Source organism: Enterococcus faecalis, from assembly GCF_029024925.1.
In the GTDB taxonomy this organism is placed as follows: domain Bacteria; phylum Bacillota; class Bacilli; order Lactobacillales; family Enterococcaceae; genus Enterococcus; species Enterococcus faecalis.
Map to the genome: position 1 here is coordinate 1,584,373 of NZ_CP118962.1, position 24,029 is coordinate 1,608,401.

Consider the following 24,029-nt stretch of genomic DNA (forward strand, 5'->3'; position numbering starts at 1 on the left):
AGCGTGGGACAAAAATCACTTTGGATTTTTGCTTCACGCTCAAAAACTGATAAACGGCGGGAACAGAAGCAACACTACGCGTTGCTCCGATCTCAACAACTTCTAAGGTGTTTTCTCGACATGCGTCTCGTCACAGTACAGCCTTCAAAAGAGCTACAGCTCTAAGAGTTGCGATGTTTCACTGTGAAGCATGAACAGATGAAATCATCGTACCTACTTGGTGAAGGTCCTTCGGAAATAAGCCGAAATTGTTGAGAATCACGAAGAACGTAGTGATTCGATGATGAACAATACCTACTTGGTTCTCGGAGTTAAGCACTTCTGTCCCGACCTCTTCTAGATAGACTAAATTTATTTTTTCGATTCCACTGTGACCATAAAGTTATCCATAATGAAATCTTTATCGGCACCTGTTGTAAAAATACCAAACGTAGTGTTTCCTGAAGCATCCCCAATTATTTCTGCTTCATAATGCTTGGTTTGACCATCTGCTGCTGTCGAAGTCAACTCACCGACTGGCTTAAAGTCATTGTTATTTTTCAACTCCCCATTAATGGTCCCAGCAGTAAAGACATTTTCACCATCAGTTTGATAATCAAATTGGACCGTATATTTCTTGTTCGGTTCAAATTTAATATTTTGCGGAATTGTTTGAAGCATCAAACCTGCTCCTTGTTTATGGGCTTTCAAGGACCAGTTGCCTTCTAATACATCTGAAACAAGGTTTCCATTCCAACCATATTGTGTGTAAGGTTCATTTCTTTCTGATAAATGAATCCGTGGATCTTCTACACCACCAGCTGAGCCTTTAACAAACGGATATAACCCAACTGCTTGTGTGTCTTCAAAATCTTGCTTAATAACTGTTTGTTTGTCTGGGTTCATGATATCCGTTTGACGCTCAACAATTCGTAAATCATCAAATTTTGTAACGGAATTGCCTTTATCAACCGCTAACGTCACCGAGCCTTTTTTGGCATTATCTGGGATTTCAAAATCAATTCGTATATTTTGCATATACTGCGGATTTTTCCTGCTTGTATGGTTAATATCTGCCTGAATATAGTTTTGGGCAACCGAATTATTCACTGTCCGCGTATATTTTTTACCACCAATTTTAACAGTTACTGTGGCTTTGCGATCATGTGTTTCTGTGTTTAGATACAAACTATATTTTCCTGGTTTAGGAAGATTGATGTCTTGTTTGATTTCGGTTCTTTCTTTTTCTGAACTAAAGACATAATCACCGTTAGCATCTTTTTTAACCTCTCCATCACCTCGGAAAACTTTCCAGTTATTTTTCAAGGTATTGGCTTCATTAAATCCAGGATCTTTAAATGGTGTTCCTGTTCCAAATGTCATCGGTTCAATACTGTCAGGTTCAGCAATGACATACGGTGTATTAGCCTCGGCTTGGATGGTCACTTGGTTATTTGTAGTGGCAATTGCGCCTTTGTCAATACGCCCTTGATCTGTTAATTCATATAAATGTAAATTCGTTTTTCCTTGCATTTTCTTATCCAATGACCAAGTGCTGGTACCGCCTTTTGGATTCCAGTGATATAGTTTGTCTTGACCATTGACATTCCAAGGCAGTAGATACGCATCACCTTTTAGAACTTCTGTCTCATTTAACGTAATGCTTCTTGGCGAATTAGCATCTGCTTGAGTAACGGTCACTTTTTCAGCACCGTTCGCTAATTTAATCGTACCATAGATTTGACCATCTGCTGCTGTTGTAGTTTCCCAGTTTGTAATTTGGTAATGCTGTAAGAACTTAGTTGGGACATTAATGGCAAAAGTTTTTTGGCGATAGGTATTAAAATTGGTTTTACCCACCCAACCTTCATAGGCTTCAAATTCAGCTCCACCTAACAAAGGGTTGTCGGAAATAATCCAAGTGTCTTTTTGATGATTCCGAATAAAACGAACGATTGTACTGTTAAAGCCTTTCGTTGTTGTACCGCCGTAATCTTTTTCTGCAGACCAATGGTTCCAAACCGAGTCATACTCTAAAGCATTCGGAAATTCATTGGTTGTAAACCAACCGAGTGAATTAATTTCTTTACTTAGTTGACGACTTGCCCAACCTGATTCGCCTTGATTGCCCCAAACATCAACATAAATATAATCTAGATTCGGTGCTTTTTGTTTTAATTCTTTAAAGCGCTCATAGCGACGACCACTCAATGCATCGGGTCTTTGTTTAATAAAATAAGACGGATCTAACCAATCCCAGCCACGCTTCGTTGGATCAACTAATTCCTCATTAAATCCTTTTGCTTCTGGGTAAGACTCGGTGTCATTAATATGCACACCGAAAACGGCATTTAATTTATGTCCTTCATCAATTAATTGATTCAACGCTTGTTCCCCACCAGGTCGCTGACCAATAGCACCGTAATCTGGATGCGCAGAATCATGTCCTTCATTTTGATACCCTTTTAGTAAATTCATTTGTCCTAATCCATCTGTTAAATTGTAAATACGTTTTGATTCGTCTAACGTCACTAAGAATGGGTTTGTCGCCTGACTAGCAAAGTTAAAAGGAATCCGTTGGTTGACTAATTCAGGGACTTTTTCCGCGCCCATTGGGTTATTCATAATTGAACGGAACCCAATTGCCGCATCTTGCCAATCCACCCGATTGTCGTCGTTGCTATCTTTTGAGAATTTAACTTTCACTTCTGGCGTTTCTCCAGTTGTGTAATCTTCCGGTGCATCAAATGGTCGATAGGTCCATGCCCCACTTGACAAGGTTGTTACAAAACCAGTCGCCGTTTCTTTTGTTTGTTTATGGATTCGATTGTTGTCACTACCATCGACAGAGCCGTCTCCATAGGCGTTCGTCCAAAAACTTGCAGCATAATTCGCCGTATTTAAGAAACCATACATATATTTTTTCGTTTCTTCTTGGCTTGTTGTAGTTAAATCTTGGATAGTATCACCATTTTTATTTCCGTTATTTGCATTTGTCCCAGTATTCATCACAACGCCAGCAAAAGTCGCCCCTTCATCTGTACTATTGACAGAAATCAAGCCTTGATTTGGAATTGAAATTGTGTGTATTTTGGTTCCTTCTTCACGAATATCTGAGAGTTTCATAGCTAATTCTTGGCCTTCGGAAACAGTCAATGTTGTTGTGAAATGCAAACCAATTTCTGGGACAGCTACGTTATAAACGGCTTGATTTGCTTCACTCTTTTGTTTTTCAGCAGTTGCTTTATATGCTTTGCCATCAATCATTACTTGGTCAATTTTCTCGTGTTGGCCATTAAAAATCACTTGATTACTCTGAGGGTCTTCGTAGCGAATAATTCGTGGAAATTGTGGATCAACCACGGCTGTTAAATCTGCGGAAGAGATTTTGTCGCCTTTTTCAGCTTCATTGTCTTTAGCAACAACAATGCTGGCTTTTGCTTTGATGTTTGTATTTTCCAAAGTACCGTCGACTTCAAAAGTTCCTGGTTCTTTGTATGCATCAGGATCGATTTCATTCCAACTTACTGCTTCATTGGCTTCTTTACCAGTATTATAGGTCACTTTTACTTGTTTCGGTAATTTTGGTGCAACACCAATTTTTGTAAAAACTTTGACTGGCGCAATTTGGGTCACTTCTGGCACAATTTCCGGAATGCTATCTACGGGGCCATTTTTAAAATAGTCATAATTGACAATTTTTTTGTCGTACCACAAACGGACACCCACATGTCCGGCTTCTGTTGGAATTTTGTCTCCGTTGGCCAAAACAGGTTCTCCTTCGTAAATCAACGTGGTGTTAAGCCAGATAGTAATTTTTTCACCAACATAACGTACTTTCAACAAATAATTCGTATCTTCATTTAACGTTGGCCCAGAAATTGAATCATTCCACGAATTAGGGCTTTCAACTAACCATTTGCCATTCGCGTTATAGCCTACAAAAACCCAGCTATCTTTGGTATTACCACGAATAATCACACCCGTTCGACCGCTTCCAGCAGTGTATTTAAACTTTGTTTCTACTTCACCATCAGCTAATTTAGGGGAATCTAAATTTAAAGATACGGCATTATTACCTGCTGCTGCATCTCGTGAAATCGCCAATGACTCTCCTGCTAATTCTCGATTTGTTTTACCAATCACATCTTGCCACTCACCAATTTTCCCTCCTGGAAAATCAGATTGCCACAATTTTTCTTCTGTTGCGGTAGGTTCCACCATTGATGAGCTTGTTTCAGTGCTGCTGTTTGTTGTTTCTTCTGCAGACGTACTTAATGGTACTAAAATCGTTGCGCTTGCCAATAGTGTCAATGTACTAAATCGTTTTATTTTTCCATGTTTCATCTGATAAATCAGCCCCCTAACATTTTTGAACACGCTTTCATTATTAACAATTAAAGGGGCGTTCCAAAAATAAATTCTTTTATTTTTGGAACGTCCATTTCTAAATCATTCTCTTAAAAACTTTAATTACTTACGACAACAAGTCAGAATTATTCATCCTCATCATCTACTGCAACATTTAGCAGCAATTCGTTGACTTTCACAATACTTTCTGCTGATTCCTTAACATAGTCACCTTCGATCGCTAATAAACTTGCATTTACATAGCTGATAACCATCGGTAAATTCATCCCAGTATATAAGTCAAACGAAGCACCTTGCATAATTTTTTTCGATAAAATATTACAAGGTGTCCCCCCTAATAGATCAGCAAAGACAACAAAATCTTCTAGCGATTCCGTAATCGCTTCAAATTTTTCTAAAAAGTCAGCTTCACCTTCTTCTGGTAATAAAGTAACAGTGGAAATTGTTTCTTGCGGTCCTATAATCATCTCCGCACTTTTTTTCAATTCCTCGCAAAAACGGCCATGACTTACTAAAACTAAATGTTCACTCATCGATTTTCTCCTGTCTTACTTATTTTGAAATAACACCTAACGCAGACAATGCGACACAGACAATTAATACGATAAAAATGGCTTTAGTAGACGTCATATTCTTTTTACCTAGCATCCAATAAACGCCACCGACAATTCCTGCAGGAAGTAGACGTGGTAAAATCATATCCAAGTTATTTTGCATGTTAAGTGTTACATCCCCAATACTTGGTGCCCATGATAGTTTCACATTAACCATCGTTGCCACTAAAGCGCCAACCATGAAGACCCCTAGTAAAGTTGCAGCGTCTGTTAAGGCAGTTAAGCGGTGTTGCATAGTTGTTACCAAAGAAATTCCTTCGCGATACGCAAATTCCAATTGTTTCCAACGGAAGACCATCACGGCAATTTGAGCAACAATCCAGATAAAGATACCAGTTGGGTTGCCATTAATCGCCATGTTGGCAGCTAGCGCCCCAAAAATAGTTGGAATTAAAGCTGCGAAAATTGAATCCCCAATTGCTGCAAACGGTCCCATTAAACCAGTTTTCAAACCTGAAACTGTTTGTTTTCCAGCAATGCCTTCTTTTTCTTCAATGGCCAAATCGATCCCTGTAATAATCGTATTAAAGAAGTTTGAAGTATTGAAAAATTGCGTGTGTGTTTTCATCACTTCTTTTAATTCAGGCGTATCATCCCCATAAATTTTACGCAATTGTGGCAAAATCGTATACAAGTAACCTGATCCTTGCATTCTTTCGTAGTTCCAACCTAATTGGAAAGTAAACAAGCTTCTGCGATTAATTTGTTTAAAATCTTCTTTCGTCAATTTATAATTAGATTTCGTCATCTTCAATCTCTCCTTCGTCTGAATCATTCGCTGCATGTTCTTTTTTGGCTGCTGGCCCACTCGGAATCATTTGGCCATTTTTGTAGCTAATTGCGGCTAAAGCGAAACCAATTAAAGCAACTGCTAACATTGGTAGTGCGTTAAATACACCACTGAAGTCTTTCACAACGCTCGCAACAGATGTTCCTAAAAGTTGCATGTTTGTAAAGATTGTTCCTAGTAAAGCAGTTACAGTGAAACCAAGAATTAAATAAGGGAAATGTTTTTTCACTGGTAAGTAACGTAGTAAAATTGCAAAACCGACCGCTGGTAAGACCGCCCCAGCAACAGACAAGCCATCACCTAACCATTTCAAATCGCCATTTAGGACAGATACAACTTTTTGTACTAAACCACCACCAAAAGCAAGTGCTAAGAAGACTGGAATCATTCGAGAAAGAGACCATGGTAAAGCACCCATTAAGAAGTTACGTTCAATTCCTTTGTAGTTCATATCTTCGACCATTTTATCAATCCGATGTGCAAAGTAGGTATTCGCAAAGCGAGCCAAAATGTCTAATTGAATCATTAAACTAGCAACTGGTACTGCAATAGCAGCGATTGCTTGTTCAGGATTCATTCCTAAAGACACAGAAAATGCTGTGGCAAGAATCGTGCCTGAGTTAGCATCAATTTTGGAGGCACCCCCGAAAGTCCCAACTCCTAATACAGTTAATTGCATACTTCCACCAATAATAAGTCCTGCTTTAATATCCCCCATCACTAATCCTGCAAAAAGACCTGCAAACACTGGCGCACTTAATGAAGAATAAATTTGTAATTCATCTAAAATTTGGTATCCTGCGTATAATGTTAATAATAAGATCTGCCACCATAAGATATTCATTTTTTGTTCCCTCCTATTTTGTTATCAAACTCATAAAGTCTTCCGCTTTGTCACTTGGCACCATTTGAGCAATCAGATGGACACCTTTAGCATTTAACTCTTTAAAAACATCAATATCTTGATCGACCACATTGATTGACTTAGTAATCGACCGTGTTTCGTTTGTTTGAGACATGTTCCCAACATTGATTTCTTTAATCGGCACCCCAAGTTCTACTAGTTTTAATAAACGATCTGGTTTCCGTACCACAATTAGTAAACGTTGTGAGTCGTATTTTCCTGCTAAAATATTTTGAGCAGCTTTTTCAACTGGTAACACGCTTAGTTTCACGCCAGCTGGTGTTGCTAATTTTAAGCCACTTTTTTCAATGGCATTCCCTGCAACCTCATCATCAACGACCATAATTCTGGAAATATTCAATTTTGTCGCCCATAAATTTGCCACTTGTCCATGAATCAAACGTCCATCAATTCTTACGCCAATAATACTCATTGTAATCCCTCTTTCATTTCTTTATATAGTGGTTCTTTTACTAACTGAATTTCTGGTCGGTACGTTCCTTCCGTTTCAAAAATGACGATCTCATTTTGCCCTTCTTTTAATAATCCTTTGGGAATATATAAGGAAAGCGTCGGACCAACATTCCAGAAACGACCAAGATTGGTTTGGTTAACAAAAACAATTCCTTTGCCGAATTTAGAAACATCAATAAATGTATCTTTCACTTCTGCTAACTCCATATGATACTGGTAAAAGCTTGGTTGATCAGGTTGCCATTCTCTTGAATAGTCTACCTGTTCACAGCTTGTCATAGGTAAACAATATTGTTGCCATTGCGTCATAAAATGTAAATCTGCCATGACACCCGTTCGAATCCCTTTTTTCTGAGTATCTGCGAATAGTTTATGCCCGTAATTGACACGACCCATATTTTCTATTAAAACATCGATTTGATTATTCTCTTGCGGAAGTGTAACGTAAATATCTTCGCCAATTTCCGTTTGATATTGCGTTGCTTGATGTACCTGATTGACAAATAATTGCAGACGATCACGACCGTCAATCACTCTTAGCTTTTCTTCTGCAGCATCTTTTTCAATGCTTGTTCGGTAAAGAAGATAGCCTGTATTTTGTCCTAATTGTTCCATGGTTTGCGGATAAACGCTGACCACTGGCTGACTAATCGTTTCTAAGGTCGCAAACAAACTCACTTTGTTGGTTAAAGGAATTGCTGTTTGCGCAAAAGAATCTTTTACTAATGGTTCAGCTTGTGGTAACGCAGGGTACTCTTCGTGAAGCATTTTTTGTAACGCGAAATACTTTTCGGTTGGGTTCCCTTGTTCATCAAGTGGCGCATCATAATCATAGGAAGTGATTTGTGGTAAATCAATGGTTCCTCGTGCGGAGCAGCCATTCATAAACCCAAAATTGGTGCCGCCATGAAACATATATAAGTTGATACTGCCTAATGCTAATGCTTCTCTAACTGATTCAGCCAATTCTTGCGGATCTCGTTTAATAATTGGCTCTTTCCAACGATTAAACCAGCCATCCCAAAATTCCATACACATTAACGGCCATTTTTTACCATGTTCTTCAAAAAAGGCTTGCATCATACCGAAATTTTCTTTGGCTTTTGAGCCAAAATTCCCAGTTACTAAAATATCATCTTCAATCATGCTGCCTGCCCGCAATGTTGCGCGCCATGGCCCGTCAGAAGTAAAAAATGGTGCTGTCACGCCACGTGCAATCATCAAATCGCGAATCGCCCGTAAATACGCTTTTTCTTCGCCAAATGAACCATATTCGTTTTCGATTTGAATCATTAAAATATTGCCACCGTTAGCAAGTTGATGCGGAACAATTTTTTCCATTAAAACATCATAATATTCCGCAACATGCTTCAGATAGGTTGGATTATTCGAACGCATCCGTCCTGGTTCATTTAATAGCCAGGCTGGAAAACCGCCAAACTCCCATTCTGCACAAATATAAGGAGACGGCCGCACAATCGCATATAGTCCAAGTTCTTGTGCTAATTTTAAAAAGCGCTCCAAATCTAATATTCCCTCAAAATGAAATGTTCCTTTTTGCGGTTCATGTAAATTCCATGGTACATAGGTCTCAACTGTATTGAAGCCTAAAGCTTTCAAGTTATAAAGTGAGTGATGCCAATCTGAGGGATCTACACGAAAATAATGAATAGCGCCTGATAAAATTTTAAATGGTTGACCATTTAAAAGAAACTCCTCTTTAATTTCAAATCTGTCCACATTGCCACCCTTTCTAGTAAACGCTTTCAATTACTGGATAATTGCTAAATAAAGAAAGCTCTTTATTTAGCAATTTCAACTACTTGGATGTTCATAAGATGTTTCTTCACGTTCTCTACGTCTACATGCCCAGTCGTTCTTTCTTGGGCATTAGCCATTCCAGCCGCCATGCCCCATTTTAGCAGTTCGGCCGCTGGGGCATCCTTGGCTAGTCCATATGCAAGACCAGCAATGGTTGCATCTCCTGAACCAACAGGATTTTTAGCTTGAATCGTTGGAATTTTTACACGATAGAACTGATCGTGATGTTTGGCAATTGCACCATCTTTTCCTAAAGATACGACAATCCATTCAATTCCAGCAAACATTGGTTTTGTTAAAGCTGTTTGTACAGCTGCTAATGGATTTTCTGAAAAATCTTGCTCTAGCAATCCTTCTAGTTCCTCTAAATTAGGTTTAATTAAATACGGTTTCCATGGTCCTTGAAGAACTTGCCTTAAACTATCCCCAGAAGTATCTAGTAGCACTTTAACCTCTTGTGCGTGAGCTTTTTGAACTAATTCTTGATAAAAATTTGATGGTAATCCTTTCGCTAAACTGCCAGAAATTGTGACAATTTCTGCTTGCTTAATTAATTGATCGAAATTTTCAAGGAAGTTACTGATTTCTTCTGGGGAAACAGTTGGTCCAGCTTCTAAAATTTCAGTTTGATTCCCCTCGTGCAAAATCGCAATCGAATCACGCGTTTCTTCTTTGATTGACGTAAATGCTTGAGGGATGTTTGCTTTCTTTAACTCGTTTGCAATAAACGCCCCATGAAAACCACCAAGAACGCCGGTAGCGATAACATCTCCACCTAAATCATGAATAACGCGAGTGACATTTAGTCCTTTGCCACCAGGGGTTTTGGTCACCTGACTGGTCCGATTAACGGTATCAAGCTTTAGATGATCTAATAGGTAGGAGATGTCAATTGACGGATTCATTGTTACTGTTACTATCACAGCTATGCCTCCCAATTACCCTTCGTTTACTTGAACTTTCGCATGCCAAGAGCTGGCGGTTGCTGCGATGACTTCATTTAAACTTTCAATGTTTTCTCGGCCTTCTGTTTTTAACCAATCACAAGCCGCAGTTTCTCCTGCTTCAACGAAAGGTTTCACGCCATTTTTCCACGTAGCTCGGCCACATAAAACACCATTAAATGTTGAACCAGCTTCTTTAGCGAAACGTAGTGTTTCTTGGAATAGCTCTGTTGAGACACCGGCACTTAAAAAGATGAATGGTAAATCAGTGGCTTGACTTTGTTCTAAGAAATAATTCGCCGCTTCCTCTTTTGTATACGCTGTTTCAGCCGGCGCAAAACCTTCTACAAAATTCATATTAACTGGAACTTCCACTTTCAATACATCTACTTTATATTGGGGTTTAGAAAATTCTTTCATCATTTCATTCACTTTATGCGGTTTAACTTTTGCATATTCTAAAGAAGTCGCATCTGCTATTTGTGCATCATAAGAAACTAATTCTAAGTAAAATGGTAGGTCTTCTTCTGCACATTCACTTCCTAAGCGTTCAATGAATACATGTTTTTGATGATTGATTTCTGAATCCTCATCCACATCATAGTATAGTAAAAATTTAATCGCATCTGCGCCTTCTTCTTTCAAGCGTAAAACAGACCAATCTGCTAGTAAATCAGGCAATCGTCCCGGAGTTGTTGCATCATAGCCCGTTTTTTCATAAGCGAGTAACAATCCAGCCTCGGTATCGCGTGCTTTTGCAGCAGGCAATCCATATTCTGGATCCAATAAAATGGCGGACGCATAAGGTGTCAATTCTTTCGAGACTAATTCTTTAAACGTTTCAATTTGTGCATCAGTTGGCTCTACATCTAGCGCTTTGATCATTTTTTTCAAGGCACCTCGTTGATCAATGGCTAATGCGCTAATGATTCCTTCTTGGGTTGACAAACGATCCATTGCCGCTTTTTTTCCAGCTGTTAACGTAAGCATAGTTCCTCCTCCAAATGTTGTATTATTTATAGTCATAAATCGTTACGCCTTTAACCACACGATTCACTGTACCTGTCGGTGAAGGGGTATCCGGTTTATTTCCAACTTTAATAGATGTTAAAAGTGCGACTGTTTGGGCTACCATGATATCTGCTAATGCTAAATAGCCATCAGGTAATAGAGCAGTTTCTGCGGAATATTCAATAGTTGAACCTGAGAAATTACGTTTGCCAGGTTGAGCAATCGCAAAAACACCCGCCGCAATTTCGTCACCGTGAACTTCTTCTAAGATATCCAAGTCATAATCTCTTGTGTATGGTGTATTATTAACAAAACCAAACATTATTGTTTTTTCATTAATAAATGATTTTGGTCCATGACGGAAGCCCATAGAAGAGTCAAAAATTGTGGCAACTTTGCCGGCTGTTAGTTCTAAGATTTTTAATTGCGCTTCTCTTGTCAAACCAGCTAAACTTCCAGAACCAACATAAACAATTCGTTCAAAATCAAGGTTAACAATTTCATTTAATTCTTCTTCACGGGATAGCACTTCTTCACCTAATTTAATTAGAGCGGTTACATAATCTTGTTTTTGCTCAAAGGCTGTTTGATCAAAGAGTAGTAATGTACCCAAGGTCATGCAAGAAAAGCTACCAGTCATCGCAAAACCACCATCATTGGAACGTGTTGGCATTAAGAATAAAAAGCTGTTTTCTTCTTTTTGGCTTATTTGTGCCAGTTGTCCTTCTTCAGCACAAGTAATCGCTAAATGATGAATTGTTTCAACCACTTGATTAGCTACTTCAACTGCCGCTAAACTTTCAGGACTATTTCCACTTCTTGCAAACGAAACTAACAATGTTGGTTCGTCTTTAATCAGATAATCTTCTGGTTTGGCCACAATATCCGTTGTCCCAATACTTTCGAATGAAAAGGCTTGTGTGTCACCGTGTGCTCGGAGATAAGGTACAACCGTATCACCGACATATTGCGAAGTCCCTGCTCCTGTAAAAATTACTCTTGTGCGTTTTCCTTGCGCTTTGGCTTGGACTTCTTTTAAAAAGTTTTCCAAAGCTGTTTGATTTTCATGATAAAGTGTCACGGTTTCTTGCCAAAGCTCAGGTTGCTGACGAATTTCACGTGTCGTGATTTCCGCTCCTAGTTGTTCTAGTTCTTCTTTTTCTGCTGTAAACATACTTAACTCTCCTAACTATTCCGAATATGGCGTATCTGATAATGAAATTGATCTGCTCGCGCCACACTCAACGTAAATTCAATAATTTCATTTTTCATGTTATATGTCTGGCGTGCTAAATGAAGGACTGGCGCTCCTTCTGGAATCATCAATAATTTGGCATCTTCTTTTGAAGCAATGCTAGCGTATAATTCTTCATCAGCTAAACGAACGGTTTGCTTAAAATCTTCCGAAAATAGATCATATAATGGTTTGCTACGTAGTAATTGATCCGTGAGTGATAAGAAAAATTTCACAGGCAAGTATGTGTCTTCAACCATTAATGGCTCGTTATCAGCAATCCGCAACCGACTTAATTTAAAAACTGCCTCTCCTAACGAAAGATTCAAATGCTGACAAATAAATTTATCCGCTTCCAATTTTTCGAAGGATAATATACGGGTATGTGGTTTTCGACCCAGCCCTTTCATTTGTTCTGTAAAACTATATGCGCCAGCTAAATCAGCGGCCTCTTTTTTTATATCTGAAACAAATGTTCCTTTGCCATGACGACGATAGATGGAACCTCTATTTTCTAGTTCTTGTAGCGCTAACCGGACCGTCGTCCGACTCACTCCATATTGTGCAGTCAATTCACGTTCAGAGGGCAACTTGTCATGAGGAATCATGCATGTTTCGATTCGTTCCTGCAGCAAATCAACAAGTTGATGATACAAAGCTTTGTTTTTAAAGGCATTTTCCATAACTTTCTCCTTTACCCTAACTGGTTATAACCACAAACCAATAGTACGGTGGTTTTTTTTATTTTGTCAATAAAAAGTATTAATAAATATCTTCATACCGCTATAACCTTGAAATGATAACGTTTATATTTTTTTATTTTTCTTTATTGTAATATTTTTTTCCTAAAGAAATCATTTTTTTATAAAAAACCACCCTTAAATATGATACCAGTTGATGGCTTTATTTTAAATAGACAAAAAAGAGTATGAGACAAAAATCACTTTAGATTTTTGTCTCATACTCAAAATCTGAAAAACAGTTCGATCCCGACTTCTTCGTTTCTATTGTTTGGTTTTGGCAACAACTAACAAGTAACTGATTTTACGAAATCCATGAAAATATTCATTATTGAGCATATTCAATCCTTCTGCTAATTTTCGTATAAGATAAATATTGATTGAATGTGTTGACACAACGAAAGGCCGTCCTATTCGCATATTGATCATAATAACGCTTGGTATACCACTGAAATTCTTTCGTCCAAGGTTTGACATGACCAGTAAAGTGGATAATGGATGGTGCTCTTCTCGTTTCTTCATATTGTTTTTCTCCATAAATAGTTGGATGTTTTTTCGCTTTTGACAGAATATAACCTTGGGCGTTCCACTTAGGATGCAACAGGGTCCAACGGTCGTGTAAAACCGCATTCAATGCATCTTGATCATGGAAACGTAATTTATCTGGATTTTCTTCAATAAATCTTAAGACTTTAGTGGTTACATCTAAATTCAACCATTTTTTAACATCGATTAGCAACAAGCCTGAGTTAAAATAACACATAGATTCTGCAGGAATCGCCATTTTTTCCAAACGTTGATGGAACCCTGCATCTTCCACAGCGGCGATGATATTTTCACCTAAATCAACTGTCCATAATTTTGCGACATCGTCTAAGGCAATCATGTCACAATCCATATACAACAGCCGTTCGATCTGGCTTCCTCTAAACAGCTCTGGAATAGCAATCCTGTAGTAAGCTGTTTTGGGAATTCGTTCACTGGTTACAACATTTTTGAAAAAATGGGGGTTGATTTTTAAAAATGTTAACTCTGCATTGATTTGGGTATGTTTAATCGTAAAATACAGTAGTTGCTTGCTTTCAAAATTGATATTGTCATCAATCACATAAAAATGAACAGCTGCCGCTGAAGGACTATTTTCTAAAATTGAAACAAACATAGCAGCAAGATGTGGCACAAAGTTGGTATTGCAACAGGAGACAATCGCTAATTCTTTTCTATTTTCCATTTCTTGCACCTACTTTCTTTAACTTGTTTAGATAAAGAGCTGAATAAGGATGATTTTCTAACGTATTCCAAGGTTTATCGTGTCCAGTAAAATGAATAATCGCTGGCTCTTGATTTCCCGCTGTATATAATTTTTGATAGGCTTCATTAGGCGCTTCATGACGATTAAAAACTAAAGACGTCTGCATATTCCATCTTGGTTCTAGAGCTAGCCAATCTTCATAAAGAACAGCGTTTAAAGCATCTTGATCATGATAAACTATGCGGTCCCCATTTTCTTCTAGATACTGAATTGTTTTTTGCGTGATTGCTTTCTCGTTCCATCGGTCAATATCAATAATCATAACTCCTGAATTAAAATAATAATCGGAGGAATGGATGCCCAAACGTTTCAAGGCATATGCTTGACCAGGATCAATAACCGCGCCAATCGTTTGGTTCACTAATGGCGTATCATACAACTGGACAATATCATCTAAAACCAGCGTATCTGCATCTAAATAAAGAACCTTTTTATAGCTATATTTTTGTAAAAGTGACGGTAAAGAAATGCGTAAGTATGCGGTCGTTGTAATATGATCACTCACTAAAAAATTTTGATAGACTTCTTTGTCTGCTGTTAGAAATTCAACAGTCGCATTTTGTGAGTTACTACTAACCGTTTCTTGGAGTGCTTTTTTGCTAGATAGCGACAGCCCATCATCAATCACATAAAAATGAACAGATCTCTCCGAATGACAATTTTCTAAAACAGTTGTCATCATTACATTCAAATAAGGAGCATAATTTTCGTCTGAAGCTGTCACAATTGGCACAATCTTCTGATTTTTTCTCATCAAAACCACTCTCCTCTTTTATTTTTATAGCTAAGTTCCTATTCAGAATAGGCCCTGAAAAAATTATCTGCAAATCATATGCTCATTATTTTATAATATAATTATAATAAAAATATATTTTATGGCTATAAAATAATTTTGTTTTCCGTTAACAACTATTAAAAAAACAACATTTCTCTTACTTTATCCTCAAAAATACTATTTATTTAATACTTGTTTTACTAATTTTTTTATCTAAAAATTCGCCTGTTGTATTTTCTGTTGATGGTAATTTTAAAATGTACAGCGAAACTTAATATAAATTCTAAACTGACTTCTTACTCAATAAAAGAGCGAAAAAGCCTGGGACAAAAATCACTTTGGATTTTTGTTCCAGGCTCAAAACCTGATAAATGGTGGAAACAGAACCAATTGCTTCGAAAATAAACGACTCTGTTCTGACCTCTTTCACTTCATATATGATTCTCTTTCCCTTCCAAAAGTTATCCTTCTTAAATGATCTATGGCGTAGTCGGATAATTTTGGACTGTCGTTTGATTGCCATTTTGACTAAACAAGCTGGTTGATTGTGCATTTTTTTGTTTTTCTACTTCTAAGACTTTGTTTTTTTCAAAAGCCACATCATAGTTGTAGTCCTTTGGTTGCACTTCTTGGAATCCTTGTGGTTTATAAAAACGTAAAAGGTTTTCCTGATTTAATTTGTCAGATAAACTTAACGATTTTTTCACCCAATCGTTATCTTTCGTGACTTCTGCTTTTAAATCTGCTGGAACTTGGTCTAATTTTTTCCCTTGATTATTGTAGATTTCCCCACCTAGATAAGAAAATCGAGGCGTTACAAAATCGCCATTTCTAAAAGGAACCACTTGTTTATATTGAGGAGATAAAAGGTCCGTGCCAAAATGGATATAATTTTTATCATCGACACCTAAAAGATGGTACAGTGTCGGTAAAACGTCAATTTCCCCACCATATTCGTGCATGATTTTCCCTTGCGTATAGCCTGGCATGTAAAACATCAAAGGTACTCTTTGCAATTGCGCATTGTCATAGTTTGTCCACGTTTTTGGATCGCGGTTGAAAGCTTTACATAAGTCCTTGTTGTTCGCATCTGAAATACCGAAGTGGTCACCATAAATAACAAAAATAGAATGATTGTATAAACTTGTTGTTTGCAAGTAATGGAAAAATTGTTCTAGCGATTGATCCAAATAGTGCGCTGTTCGAACATAATCATCCACAATCGAATTGCCTGTGTTCAATTTAGGAAACGGGAAGTTTTGGTCATCCGTATAATAAGGGGTATGATTGGTCACAGTTAAAAACTTCGCATAGAATGGCTGCTGTAAATGTTCAAGCTCACTAGCTGATTCACGCAACAATTGTTTATCTAAAATACCGTAACCTAGCATTTTGTCATCTTTTGAAAAATATGACCGATCAAAAAAGTATTGATATCCTAAGTTTTTATACACATGGTCTCGATTCCAAAAACTCCCCACATTTCCATGGAAAACAGCGGTTGTATAGCCTTTTTGTCCTAAAACTGCGGGAGCCGCTTCGAAAGTATTGTCTGATCCTAATTGTGTAAAAAGAGAGCCTTGCGGTAACCCGAATGTTCCTGTTTCCAACATGTTCTCCGCATCACTCGTTTTTCCTTGCCCTACTTCATGAAAGAAATTATCAAAACTGATTGTCGCTTTGTTTTGATAAAGCTGATTTAAAAACGGTGTAACCTCTTGGCCTTGGACTTTCATATTAATCAAAAATTGTTGAAAACTTTCTAAATGAATCACAAATACATTTTTTCCTTTGGCAATCCCGGCATACTGTGGATTAAGCGGTAAATTGTTTTGCTTGGTAAATTTCATGATTTCAGGTAATTCGTTTGAACTAGCTTCTGCTCTTACCTCATTTGACATGGCTGTTTTGACACCATCGATGGCTGTGAATGCATCCAAGCCAAGATATTTTACAATATAATTACGGTCAAAAATTCTTTGAAGCAATTGAGGACGATCGGTTTCGCTTAAAAATAAGTTAACCGAAAAGAGCAAGACACTTAAACAACTAATTGAGATCGCCAATCTTCTGTTGATAGGTTTGGTCACAAAGACTTGATGATTCCGTCGCTGTTTAAAAGAGTAAAATACCAAAACGAGCAGCACTAAAGTATCTAGCCAATAAAAGACATCGTGGACCCTCATTAAGGCAAGTAAATCACCAGAAATTCCTTCTGAAACTTTTGAAAAGCCAAAAACAGATTGGATGGTAATAAAGTCAGTGAATTCACGATAAAAAATAATATTCAAATATAAAATTAATGTATTTAAAACATTTAAAAGAGTTAAGCTAAGCATAAATGTTTTATGCTTTTTAAAATACAAACTAAAGCCAAATAATAACAGCGTAGTAGCAACTGGATTGAACCATAAAATTTCTCGTTGGAGACTGCCCTTAACGCCCAATGAGAAATCTAGGTAATACGCCAGAATCGTTTTTGCCCAAAAGAGTAAAACAAAAAATAAAAAGAGTCCTAATCGGTTATTTATTTTTTTCATCTAAGTTTGTCTTCCTTTCCCTTCAAAAAAATCTTGATTTGTTAAAAATAAAACCTAACTCTGCGCAATGACTTTTTCGCTAGCGGAGAATTGGATAAATAACTTAAAAAGATAATCGCAATGGCGCAACATCCAAATAAAAGCCATACGTTTGTAAAAGGTGTTCGAGTAAGCGAACTAGTAATAGGCTTTGTAATTAAAAGACTTGGTAGCGCCACCCCTAAAGAATTGCCAATTTGCTTACATGTCACCGCAATGGCTGCTGCCGTTCCTGACTGAGAAAGTGGCATTCCTTCAATCGCTGTAATGGTAATCGGTGAATTTAACATCCCAAACCCAATGCCTAAAAAGATATAAATAATAAATAAAATAATCATAGGCGTTGTTTTAGTTACAAATAATTGTAAAAAGCTAACAGCCAACATTGAAATACCACAAAGCATAATAGGACGTTTCGTCCCTATTCTCCCTACCATTTCGCCGGCTCTCGGTGCAACAAGAAAACTAACAAAAGCCAAAGGAATGGTTGATAAGCCAGCTTCCAACGGGCTGAAGCCTCTCATCTCTTGCAAATATAGCGTGTTTAAAAATAAATAGCCGTTATATATGATAAAGCCAAAAATAGCTAAAAAAGAAGCCGATGTAAATGGAATAGATAAAAAGAAACGCGGGTTGATTAACGGATTGTCAATGTTATATTCATAAATAAAGAAAATGACAATGGCTAAACAGCCGATTATCCCAGTACTTAAAATATCTGGCGCGAAAAGCCCTTTTCTAGGTAGTCCGATAATGGAATAGATAGAACTAAATAGAAAAAGAATCATCAATGCTTGACCAACAAAATCATTTTTCGCCGTCTTCTCTACTTTTGACTCAGGTACAAATTTTTGTGTAAGGATGATTGCCGCTGCAATGATCGGTACATTTACAAAAAAGACATACCGCCAGCTAAAATAAGAAACAATTAGTCCGCCAATAATCGGGCCCATTCCTAAGGAAATCCCTGTAACAGAGCCCCACAAGCCAATTGCTTTCGCACGTTCTAACTTTTCGGTAAATACCTGTGTAATAATAGACATTGCTACCGGATTTAACATAGAACCACCAATCCCTTGCAACATGCGAAACGCGATCAATTGCCCTGGGGTTTGCGAAATCCCACATAGGAAAGACGCTAAACCAAAACAGGCTAAGCCCAATTGAAGGACTCGTTTACGGCCAATTCGGTCTGCTGTAGACCCAGATAACAATAATAAGGATGCTACCATTAAAGTGTAGCCATCTGTTACCCACTGTAATGTAGACAGATTCGTGTGAAAATCACTTTGAATGGATGGTAACGCCACATTGACAACCGTAACATCCATGGTCACTACAAACAAACTCATGCAACAAGTATACAAAATAACTTTTTTTCTATCGATCATAAAAACAGTCCTTTCTAGCAACTACATAAAACAGGAAAAGCAACAATGACACTTAAACTTCTAACGACACAGTTATCGCAAGTACTCACGTATCAACAGTTCTTTATATTCCTTGCCATTTAGTTATTTTATATTTAAAAAAGCAAATCTTTAGATAGCCAAACTATACACCAGAACCCCTTTAAATTGAACCGTAATAGATACGATTTATCGATTCTTAAGTTATTAAATAATTGAACATTCTGTTCAGAAATATCGAACAGCCCCATAATTGAGCATCTCTTTTAAACAATGAACAACAAAAATAGCCTTATCCGCAGCAAAAGTAAATCTAAGCGAATAAAGCTATTTTTGGTAACTATTCCAAAGTAATTTTAATGGCTAAGTCTCTAGCAACTTTTGTAAAGTTGCCTTGATTTGACCAGGTTGGACAAAAACCGAACTGGAAACATTTCGGTATAAATAAAATTTTTGTTTTCGTTCAATCGGTAAAAAGAAGAGTTTAGAATCAATTTCTTGCAGTTGTTCTTTCCGAAGAGAGATTACCGCATAAACTCCTTTACTTTTTTCAATGAGACGAGTAAGCATCAACGTATCATAGCAACAAACAATCGGACTTGTTAATTGCAACATTTCTAGCACACTCTTGGTAGCTTCTAAATGATCTAAGTGATGCGGCAAAAATAGAAATGGATAGTTGGTCAAACAGGTGAAGCCTTCTTCCTCAATTTCTTGTTTAATTTCTCTTGAAACACAAAGATACATTTTTAGTTCAATTAATTGTTCTTTCTTTAAAACTGGACTATTCACATCTGCAGAAGTAATCACAAAATCCAACTCATGATTCTCCAATTTATTCAATAACTCAAACGATGAACCATGGTAACATTCCCAAAAACGATTCAGTTGATCCTCGTTTTCTGTCACTTTATACATCAAGGACGTATTTCCAAAACCTAAACGCATCACTGGATTCTCAATCATTTCGTGCAGATTAAGTTTCATTTTCTTGGCCTCGTTTAAAATGATATATACAGATTGGACGATTTTATCACCATAGGAATTTAACGTCAAAGAATTACCGTTACGGTCAAAAAGTAAATGGCCCAATTCACTTTCCAAATCTTTTAATGACGCACTTAAGGTTGATTTACTAACATGGAGTTCAGAGGCTGCTTTGGAAATACTATTATATTTTGCAATGGTATAAAAATATTCTAATTTTTCAATAGTCATCTTTTGTCATCCCTTTTATTCAAATTCATTTGCCCACGTAACCTGTTCAAAACACGCCTCACTCTTTATCAATAGCGTAGTTATTTTTGCTCTAATAAGCTATGTCCATCTTGTTATTTTTCTATAACTAATAGCAGATGGATATGAAAGTGCCTTTGGTAAAACTTTTTTTCGGAAATAGCATGAACATTCGCAACAAATTCAGCTTATTAAAAAAGGCGTCTAGCTTTTTCTATTTTACGCAAATTTACTTAAGAAATTCCATTTCAATTCTTCTCTAAAAAAGGTAAGATGGACACAACAAATGTTTCAGTTTCCATGCCCATTTACTTTAAGGTTCAGCGTTATCTACTAAGTATGAAGAATGTCAAAGAAAGGTTAGGTACTCCCAATGAAAATCAACTATTTAGGTACGGGTGCAGCAGAACGGATTCCGGGAATTTTTTGTAATTGTAAATTATGTAAGTACGCTCGAGAGAAAAAAGGACGAGAAATTCGTACACAAACTCAATTAATTATTGATGATGTCCTGCTGATTGATTTTCCAGGGGATTCTTATTTACACCTGTTGCAGTACGACTTGTGTTTTGCAGACTTTGACTCTTTACTAATCTCTCATTGGCATTCCGATCATTTTTACGGCGAGGATTTGGCTTATCGAATGTCTGGTTATGCATTAGATATTCCCAATCGTTTAACTGTTTACGGAAATGAAGCAGTTAAGACGTTTTATCAGCGCGCCTTTGATTTAGAAGGTCGTCAAGACGATACCCGATTACAGTATCAGGTTATTCAGCCCTACAAGTGTTTTACTATTGCGAACTATACGATTTATCCCCTTCCTGCACAACATGGAAATTTCAGTGAAGATTGTTTTATTTTCGTTATAGACGATGGTAAAGATGCTTTTTTATCCACCCATGATACAGGTTACTTTACGTCAGAAATGTTTGAATATCTTGAAAAGAGCCACTTACTTCTTAGTATTGTTTCTTTAGATTGTACTAGTCAAACAAACGAAACTGGCAATAGTCATATGAATTGGGAAGAAAATTTAAAATTAATTGCAGAATTAAAAGAAAGAAAACTCGTCACAGATAAAACGATTTACGTTGCCAACCATTTTTCTCACAATGGCGGCTTGTCTTATGCGGAGATGGCGGCTTTATCTCAAAAGCATGAAATCATTACGAGTTATGATGGTTTAGAAATACTAACTTAATCGGATTATTTGCCTTCTTTTCAGCACTATTATATGCTTTTAACCGATAATTACAAGGTACTTATATCGTAACTTACACTATCTTAAAAAACAAAAATACTCGAAATTTCCCGTGATCCTGGAAATTTCGAGTATTTTTATGGTTCTTTACGCTGCTGGCACAGCGGATAAACGTTTATTTTCTTCTTCATTCACTCGATTGACAATAAAGTTATAATTCACTTCATTTAGTCTTTGACCATGGTTTCCTGTTTGCTTAATGCCGCCATTGGAATGAACACCAACTACTTCAAACTGAGCATTATAGATTGGGGAACCAGATTGACCACCTGTTGTATCGATATCATAAAATAGTAATGGATTTTCTAAGTCTGTAAAGTTAGATGTAAACAAATCATTTTCATGCGACCATTGCGTGTGGTTTTTCTCACCTGGATAGCCTGATATTGTGACATGGGTATCTGAAGATTCAAACTTTTTCAAAACAAATGGCGTTAAAATTTCTCCCAACTCTGGGCCATCTGGACGATCGTTTTGTTTGCCGACAGTCACTACCGCAATATCCGCATTCGGGGAAAAAGCTACATCAATCACTTTGAATTTGCCAAATGGTGTCGCACTGCCATCACGACCTGGATAAAACCAAGCATCATCTTTGGCATTCGGATTTAATACTTTGGCATTCTTAAAACTTTCAGCCACATGATTATTGGTGACAATTGTATTAGTTCCAACAACAAAGCCTGTTCCTAAAGAAATATAGCCTGGTTTACTGGCAGGGGAAATGATTCTTCCGATTGACGCAAAAGGCGCTTCGGTTGTATCTGCCACTTCTTGTTTTCTGTCCTCAGGGTCCAGTAACGATCTTTTTTGTCGTGAATGACTTTCGGCAGGAACGATATACTCTTCTGCATTTGCAGACAGGCTAAAACCGGCTATCAAAGTTACTAAAATCAGAAACAAAAAACCAGCACTAATTTTTCGTATGGAGAACTTTTTCATAAGATCATGCCACTCCTTATCCATTTTTATTTAATTGGGGAATTTTTTTCATTCATTGACCAGAACAGATTCACTTGGTTGGTTTACCTGAATGTCTTCTTTAGCTCCGATTCCAGCAGAGTTAAAGGCTGCTGACACCACTGAAGCTGCTTCATCGCCATATTGAACTTTTGCAGCAGCAAGCATCGCATCACGAGCATCACTGAATTGTGCTTTAGGTGTTAAGTAATTTACTAACGAGCTGTAGAAAATAGTCTGTGCTTTTTCAATGCCTAAGTTCTGGATAATGGTGTAACCAATCCGATTAATAATTCCACTATTATAATGAACACCGCCTTGATCATAATAAGGCGTTCCTTTATACCGTGCTCGATCGTCGTATTGAGCCATGGTTTCTGGTTGTCCGTGTTTACTTGGCGTTTGTAAATTTCGAATACCTGTTTTTCGGTCAACACTCTGAGTATCCGCACCAATTTCTGGATTAGATGCACCCGAAATAATATAACCCATCAAATCAGAATAAGATTCATTCAAGGCACCTGATTGTCCTAAATATTCTAAACCGGCAGTATGTTCCGTCACACCATGTGTCATTTCATGACCAACTACATCTAAAGAGGAAGCATACGTTTTTCCTGTTGGTGTACTTGTTTCACCATAACGCATTGCTTTTCCATCCCAAAAAGCATTGTCATAAGCATCTGGATGTTGTTCATCAACAACTGACAAGATGGGCATCCCTCGATCATCAATACTGTGTCGTTGGAAATGATCTTCATAATATGTTTTCACAAATTTTCCATGCGTATAGGCGTCAACAGCATTCTGATTTAATGTCGCTAGTGATGGCGCTTGAATAATAGAATAATTATTTTTGCCATCAACTACTGCATGGTAAACCCCTGTGTTATCCGTTCCGTGTAAAGCAATTCCCGTATTGCTTTTTTCAACTGGTACATTAAACGTTACTTGAAAAGAGTTTTTTAACGTTACTTCACTACCGACATGTTCCGTTAAATCTTGTTTTTCCATAATTGTTCCATCTGTAGCGTTCACTTTATAAACCAATGATACGGGGTCACCAGTTGGTGAAGAAGTTACTCTGACTTTATAAAATAATTGCCCTTCATTATTTACACGTTTGTCAATAGCTAAAAAGACAAGATCTTTATTTTCCAGATTATCAGAAGCAATAATTTTTTTAACTCCTTCTTCACCGATTGCATCAACCGATTGAATTTTCACTACTTGATCAACTGGATTTCCTGTAACACTTGTTACTGCACCATTTTTATCTAAATGAATAATCACATTATCTGAATCAACAGTAACGCCTTCCGTTTGCTTTTCTAACTTAAGATGCTTCATCCCCCACGCATCTTCTTTTCGATCTACAACCGTATATTGTTCAGCAGCTGCCTCAGAAATTGCCTCCTTTTCCAACTTCGATAAAACTGTTGAAACTTCACTTTCTGAATAAACTTGTTCTTCTGCTGCTACAAAAAGTGAAGAAAATAGACATGAACTTCCAACAAAGATGCCTGTACCTAAAATGTATAAAATTTTATTTCCCTTCATCAAACAATTAACTCCTTCCCCAGTTTCCTTTTATTTCTTTTCCCAACAAAAG

18 protein-coding genes are annotated in these 24,029 nt (G+C 37.2%); 1 reads left to right on the forward strand and 17 read right to left on the reverse strand.

Annotated features, from left to right (window positions below):
* Positions 1-351 precede the first annotated feature (351 nt).
* From PYW42_RS07800 to PYW42_RS07870, 15 genes are all read right to left on the reverse strand, one after another.
* Entirely contained in the window at positions 352-4,326 is a 3,975-nt protein-coding gene (locus PYW42_RS07800; protein ID WP_010774126.1) for an endo-alpha-N-acetylgalactosaminidase family protein, read from the reverse strand.
* 149 nt (positions 4,327-4,475) lie between these two features.
* Positions 4,476-4,883, reverse strand: a complete 408-nt coding sequence (locus PYW42_RS07805) for a PTS sugar transporter subunit IIA (RefSeq protein WP_002357255.1) — start codon at positions 4,881-4,883, stop codon at positions 4,476-4,478.
* 19 nt (positions 4,884-4,902) lie between these two features.
* Positions 4,903-5,712 (reverse strand): PTS system mannose/fructose/sorbose family transporter subunit IID, encoded by an 810-nt coding sequence (locus PYW42_RS07810; protein WP_002357254.1) that lies wholly within the window; start codon positions 5,710-5,712, stop codon positions 4,903-4,905.
* Positions 5,699-6,598 (reverse strand): PTS mannose/fructose/sorbose/N-acetylgalactosamine transporter subunit IIC, encoded by a 900-nt coding sequence (locus PYW42_RS07815; protein ID WP_002357253.1) that lies wholly within the window; start codon positions 6,596-6,598, stop codon positions 5,699-5,701. The genes PYW42_RS07810 and PYW42_RS07815 overlap by 14 nt, the downstream gene beginning before the upstream one ends.
* A gap of 13 nt (positions 6,599-6,611) precedes the next feature.
* Positions 6,612-7,091 carry a PTS system mannose/fructose/N-acetylgalactosamine-transporter subunit IIB gene (locus tag PYW42_RS07820; protein WP_002357249.1) on the reverse strand — a complete coding sequence of 160 codons (480 nt, stop codon included), beginning with the start codon at positions 7,089-7,091 and terminating at the stop codon, positions 6,612-6,614.
* Positions 7,088-8,902 (reverse strand): glycoside hydrolase family 35 protein, encoded by a 1,815-nt coding sequence (locus PYW42_RS07825; protein WP_002392133.1) that lies wholly within the window; start codon positions 8,900-8,902, stop codon positions 7,088-7,090. Before PYW42_RS07825 ends, PYW42_RS07820 begins: the two co-directional genes overlap by 4 nt.
* 32 nt (positions 8,903-8,934) lie before the next feature.
* A complete protein-coding gene (locus tag PYW42_RS07830) occupies positions 8,935-9,876 on the reverse strand; it encodes a hexose kinase (protein WP_002388146.1) in 942 nt (313 codons plus the stop codon).
* Between the two features lie 15 nt (positions 9,877-9,891).
* Positions 9,892-10,887 carry a tagatose-bisphosphate aldolase gene (gene lacD / locus PYW42_RS07835; protein ID WP_002360116.1) on the reverse strand — a complete coding sequence of 332 codons (996 nt, stop codon included), beginning with the start codon at positions 10,885-10,887 and terminating at the stop codon, positions 9,892-9,894.
* Positions 10,888-10,909: 22 nt separating this feature from the next.
* Positions 10,910-12,082, reverse strand: a complete 1,173-nt coding sequence (locus PYW42_RS07840; protein WP_002357242.1) for an AgaS family sugar isomerase — start codon at positions 12,080-12,082, stop codon at positions 10,910-10,912.
* Between the two features lie 11 nt (positions 12,083-12,093).
* On the reverse strand, positions 12,094-12,825 hold the full coding sequence (locus PYW42_RS07845) for a GntR family transcriptional regulator (RefSeq protein WP_002360115.1): 732 nt from the start codon (positions 12,823-12,825) through the stop codon (positions 12,094-12,096).
* A 385-nt stretch (positions 12,826-13,210) separates the two neighbouring features.
* Entirely contained in the window at positions 13,211-14,113 is a 903-nt protein-coding gene (locus PYW42_RS07850) for a glycosyltransferase family 8 protein (protein ID WP_002382420.1), read from the reverse strand.
* Complete coding sequence (locus PYW42_RS07855) at positions 14,103-14,948, reverse strand: glycosyltransferase family 8 protein (RefSeq protein ID WP_002384424.1); 846 nt, start codon at positions 14,946-14,948, stop codon at positions 14,103-14,105. Before PYW42_RS07855 ends, PYW42_RS07850 begins: the two co-directional genes overlap by 11 nt.
* Before the next feature lie 500 nt (positions 14,949-15,448).
* A complete protein-coding gene (locus PYW42_RS07860) occupies positions 15,449-17,509 on the reverse strand; it encodes an LTA synthase family protein (protein WP_002360109.1) in 2,061 nt (686 codons plus the stop codon).
* A 41-nt stretch (positions 17,510-17,550) separates the two neighbouring features.
* The gene (locus tag PYW42_RS07865; RefSeq protein ID WP_002391405.1) at positions 17,551-18,939 is read right to left on the reverse strand and encodes an MFS transporter; all 1,389 of its coding nucleotides are present in this window, start codon (positions 18,937-18,939) and stop codon (positions 17,551-17,553) included.
* Between the two features lie 381 nt (positions 18,940-19,320).
* Positions 19,321-20,175 carry a LysR family transcriptional regulator gene (locus PYW42_RS07870; RefSeq protein ID WP_002360107.1) on the reverse strand — a complete coding sequence of 285 codons (855 nt, stop codon included), beginning with the start codon at positions 20,173-20,175 and terminating at the stop codon, positions 19,321-19,323.
* A gap of 391 nt (positions 20,176-20,566) precedes the next feature.
* On the opposite strand from PYW42_RS07870, the gene PYW42_RS07875 reads away from it, so the two are divergent.
* On the forward strand, positions 20,567-21,397 hold the full coding sequence (locus PYW42_RS07875) for an MBL fold metallo-hydrolase (protein WP_002360106.1): 831 nt from the start codon (positions 20,567-20,569) through the stop codon (positions 21,395-21,397).
* Positions 21,398-21,544: 147 nt separating this feature from the next.
* Here the strand turns inward: PYW42_RS07875 and sprE are convergent, their stop codons facing one another.
* Together sprE and gelE are read right to left on the reverse strand one after the other, a co-directional pair.
* On the reverse strand, positions 21,545-22,399 hold the full coding sequence (gene sprE, locus PYW42_RS07880) for a serine proteinase SprE (protein ID WP_010816125.1): 855 nt from the start codon (positions 22,397-22,399) through the stop codon (positions 21,545-21,547).
* 48 nt (positions 22,400-22,447) lie between these two features.
* A complete protein-coding gene (gene gelE / locus PYW42_RS07885; RefSeq protein ID WP_002360104.1) occupies positions 22,448-23,980 on the reverse strand; it encodes a gelatinase GelE in 1,533 nt (510 codons plus the stop codon).
* Positions 23,981-24,029 lie beyond the last annotated feature (49 nt).

Excerpts from the sequence above, each read along its gene's own strand:
- PYW42_RS07800 (WP_010774126.1), bottom strand. The coding sequence starts at position 4,326 with ATGAAACATGGAAAAATAAAACGATTTAGTACATTGACACTATTGGCA.
- PYW42_RS07805 (WP_002357255.1), bottom strand. The coding sequence starts at position 4,883 with ATGAGTGAACATTTAGTTTTAGTAAGTCATGGCCGTTTTTGCGAGGAA.
- PYW42_RS07810 (WP_002357254.1), bottom strand. The coding sequence starts at position 5,712 with ATGACGAAATCTAATTATAAATTGACGAAAGAAGATTTTAAACAAATT.
- PYW42_RS07815 (WP_002357253.1), bottom strand. The coding sequence starts at position 6,598 with ATGAATATCTTATGGTGGCAGATCTTATTATTAACATTATACGCAGGA.
- PYW42_RS07820 (WP_002357249.1), bottom strand. The coding sequence starts at position 7,091 with ATGAGTATTATTGGCGTAAGAATTGATGGACGTTTGATTCATGGACAA.
- lacD (WP_002360116.1), bottom strand. The coding sequence starts at position 10,887 with ATGCTTACGTTAACAGCTGGAAAAAAAGCGGCAATGGATCGTTTGTCA.
- PYW42_RS07840 (WP_002357242.1), bottom strand. The coding sequence starts at position 12,082 with ATGTTTACAGCAGAAAAAGAAGAACTAGAACAACTAGGAGCGGAAATC.
- PYW42_RS07845 (WP_002360115.1), bottom strand. The coding sequence starts at position 12,825 with ATGGAAAATGCCTTTAAAAACAAAGCTTTGTATCATCAACTTGTTGAT.
- PYW42_RS07850 (WP_002382420.1), bottom strand. The coding sequence starts at position 14,113 with ATGGAAAATAGAAAAGAATTAGCGATTGTCTCCTGTTGCAATACCAAC.
- PYW42_RS07855 (WP_002384424.1), bottom strand. The coding sequence starts at position 14,948 with ATGAGAAAAAATCAGAAGATTGTGCCAATTGTGACAGCTTCAGACGAA.
- PYW42_RS07860 (WP_002360109.1), bottom strand. The coding sequence starts at position 17,509 with ATGAAAAAAATAAATAACCGATTAGGACTCTTTTTATTTTTTGTTTTA.
- PYW42_RS07865 (WP_002391405.1), bottom strand. The coding sequence starts at position 18,939 with ATGATCGATAGAAAAAAAGTTATTTTGTATACTTGTTGCATGAGTTTG.
- PYW42_RS07870 (WP_002360107.1), bottom strand. The coding sequence starts at position 20,175 with ATGACTATTGAAAAATTAGAATATTTTTATACCATTGCAAAATATAAT.
- PYW42_RS07875 (WP_002360106.1), top strand. The coding sequence starts at position 20,567 with ATGAAAATCAACTATTTAGGTACGGGTGCAGCAGAACGGATTCCGGGA.
- sprE (WP_010816125.1), bottom strand. The coding sequence starts at position 22,399 with ATGAAAAAGTTCTCCATACGAAAAATTAGTGCTGGTTTTTTGTTTCTG.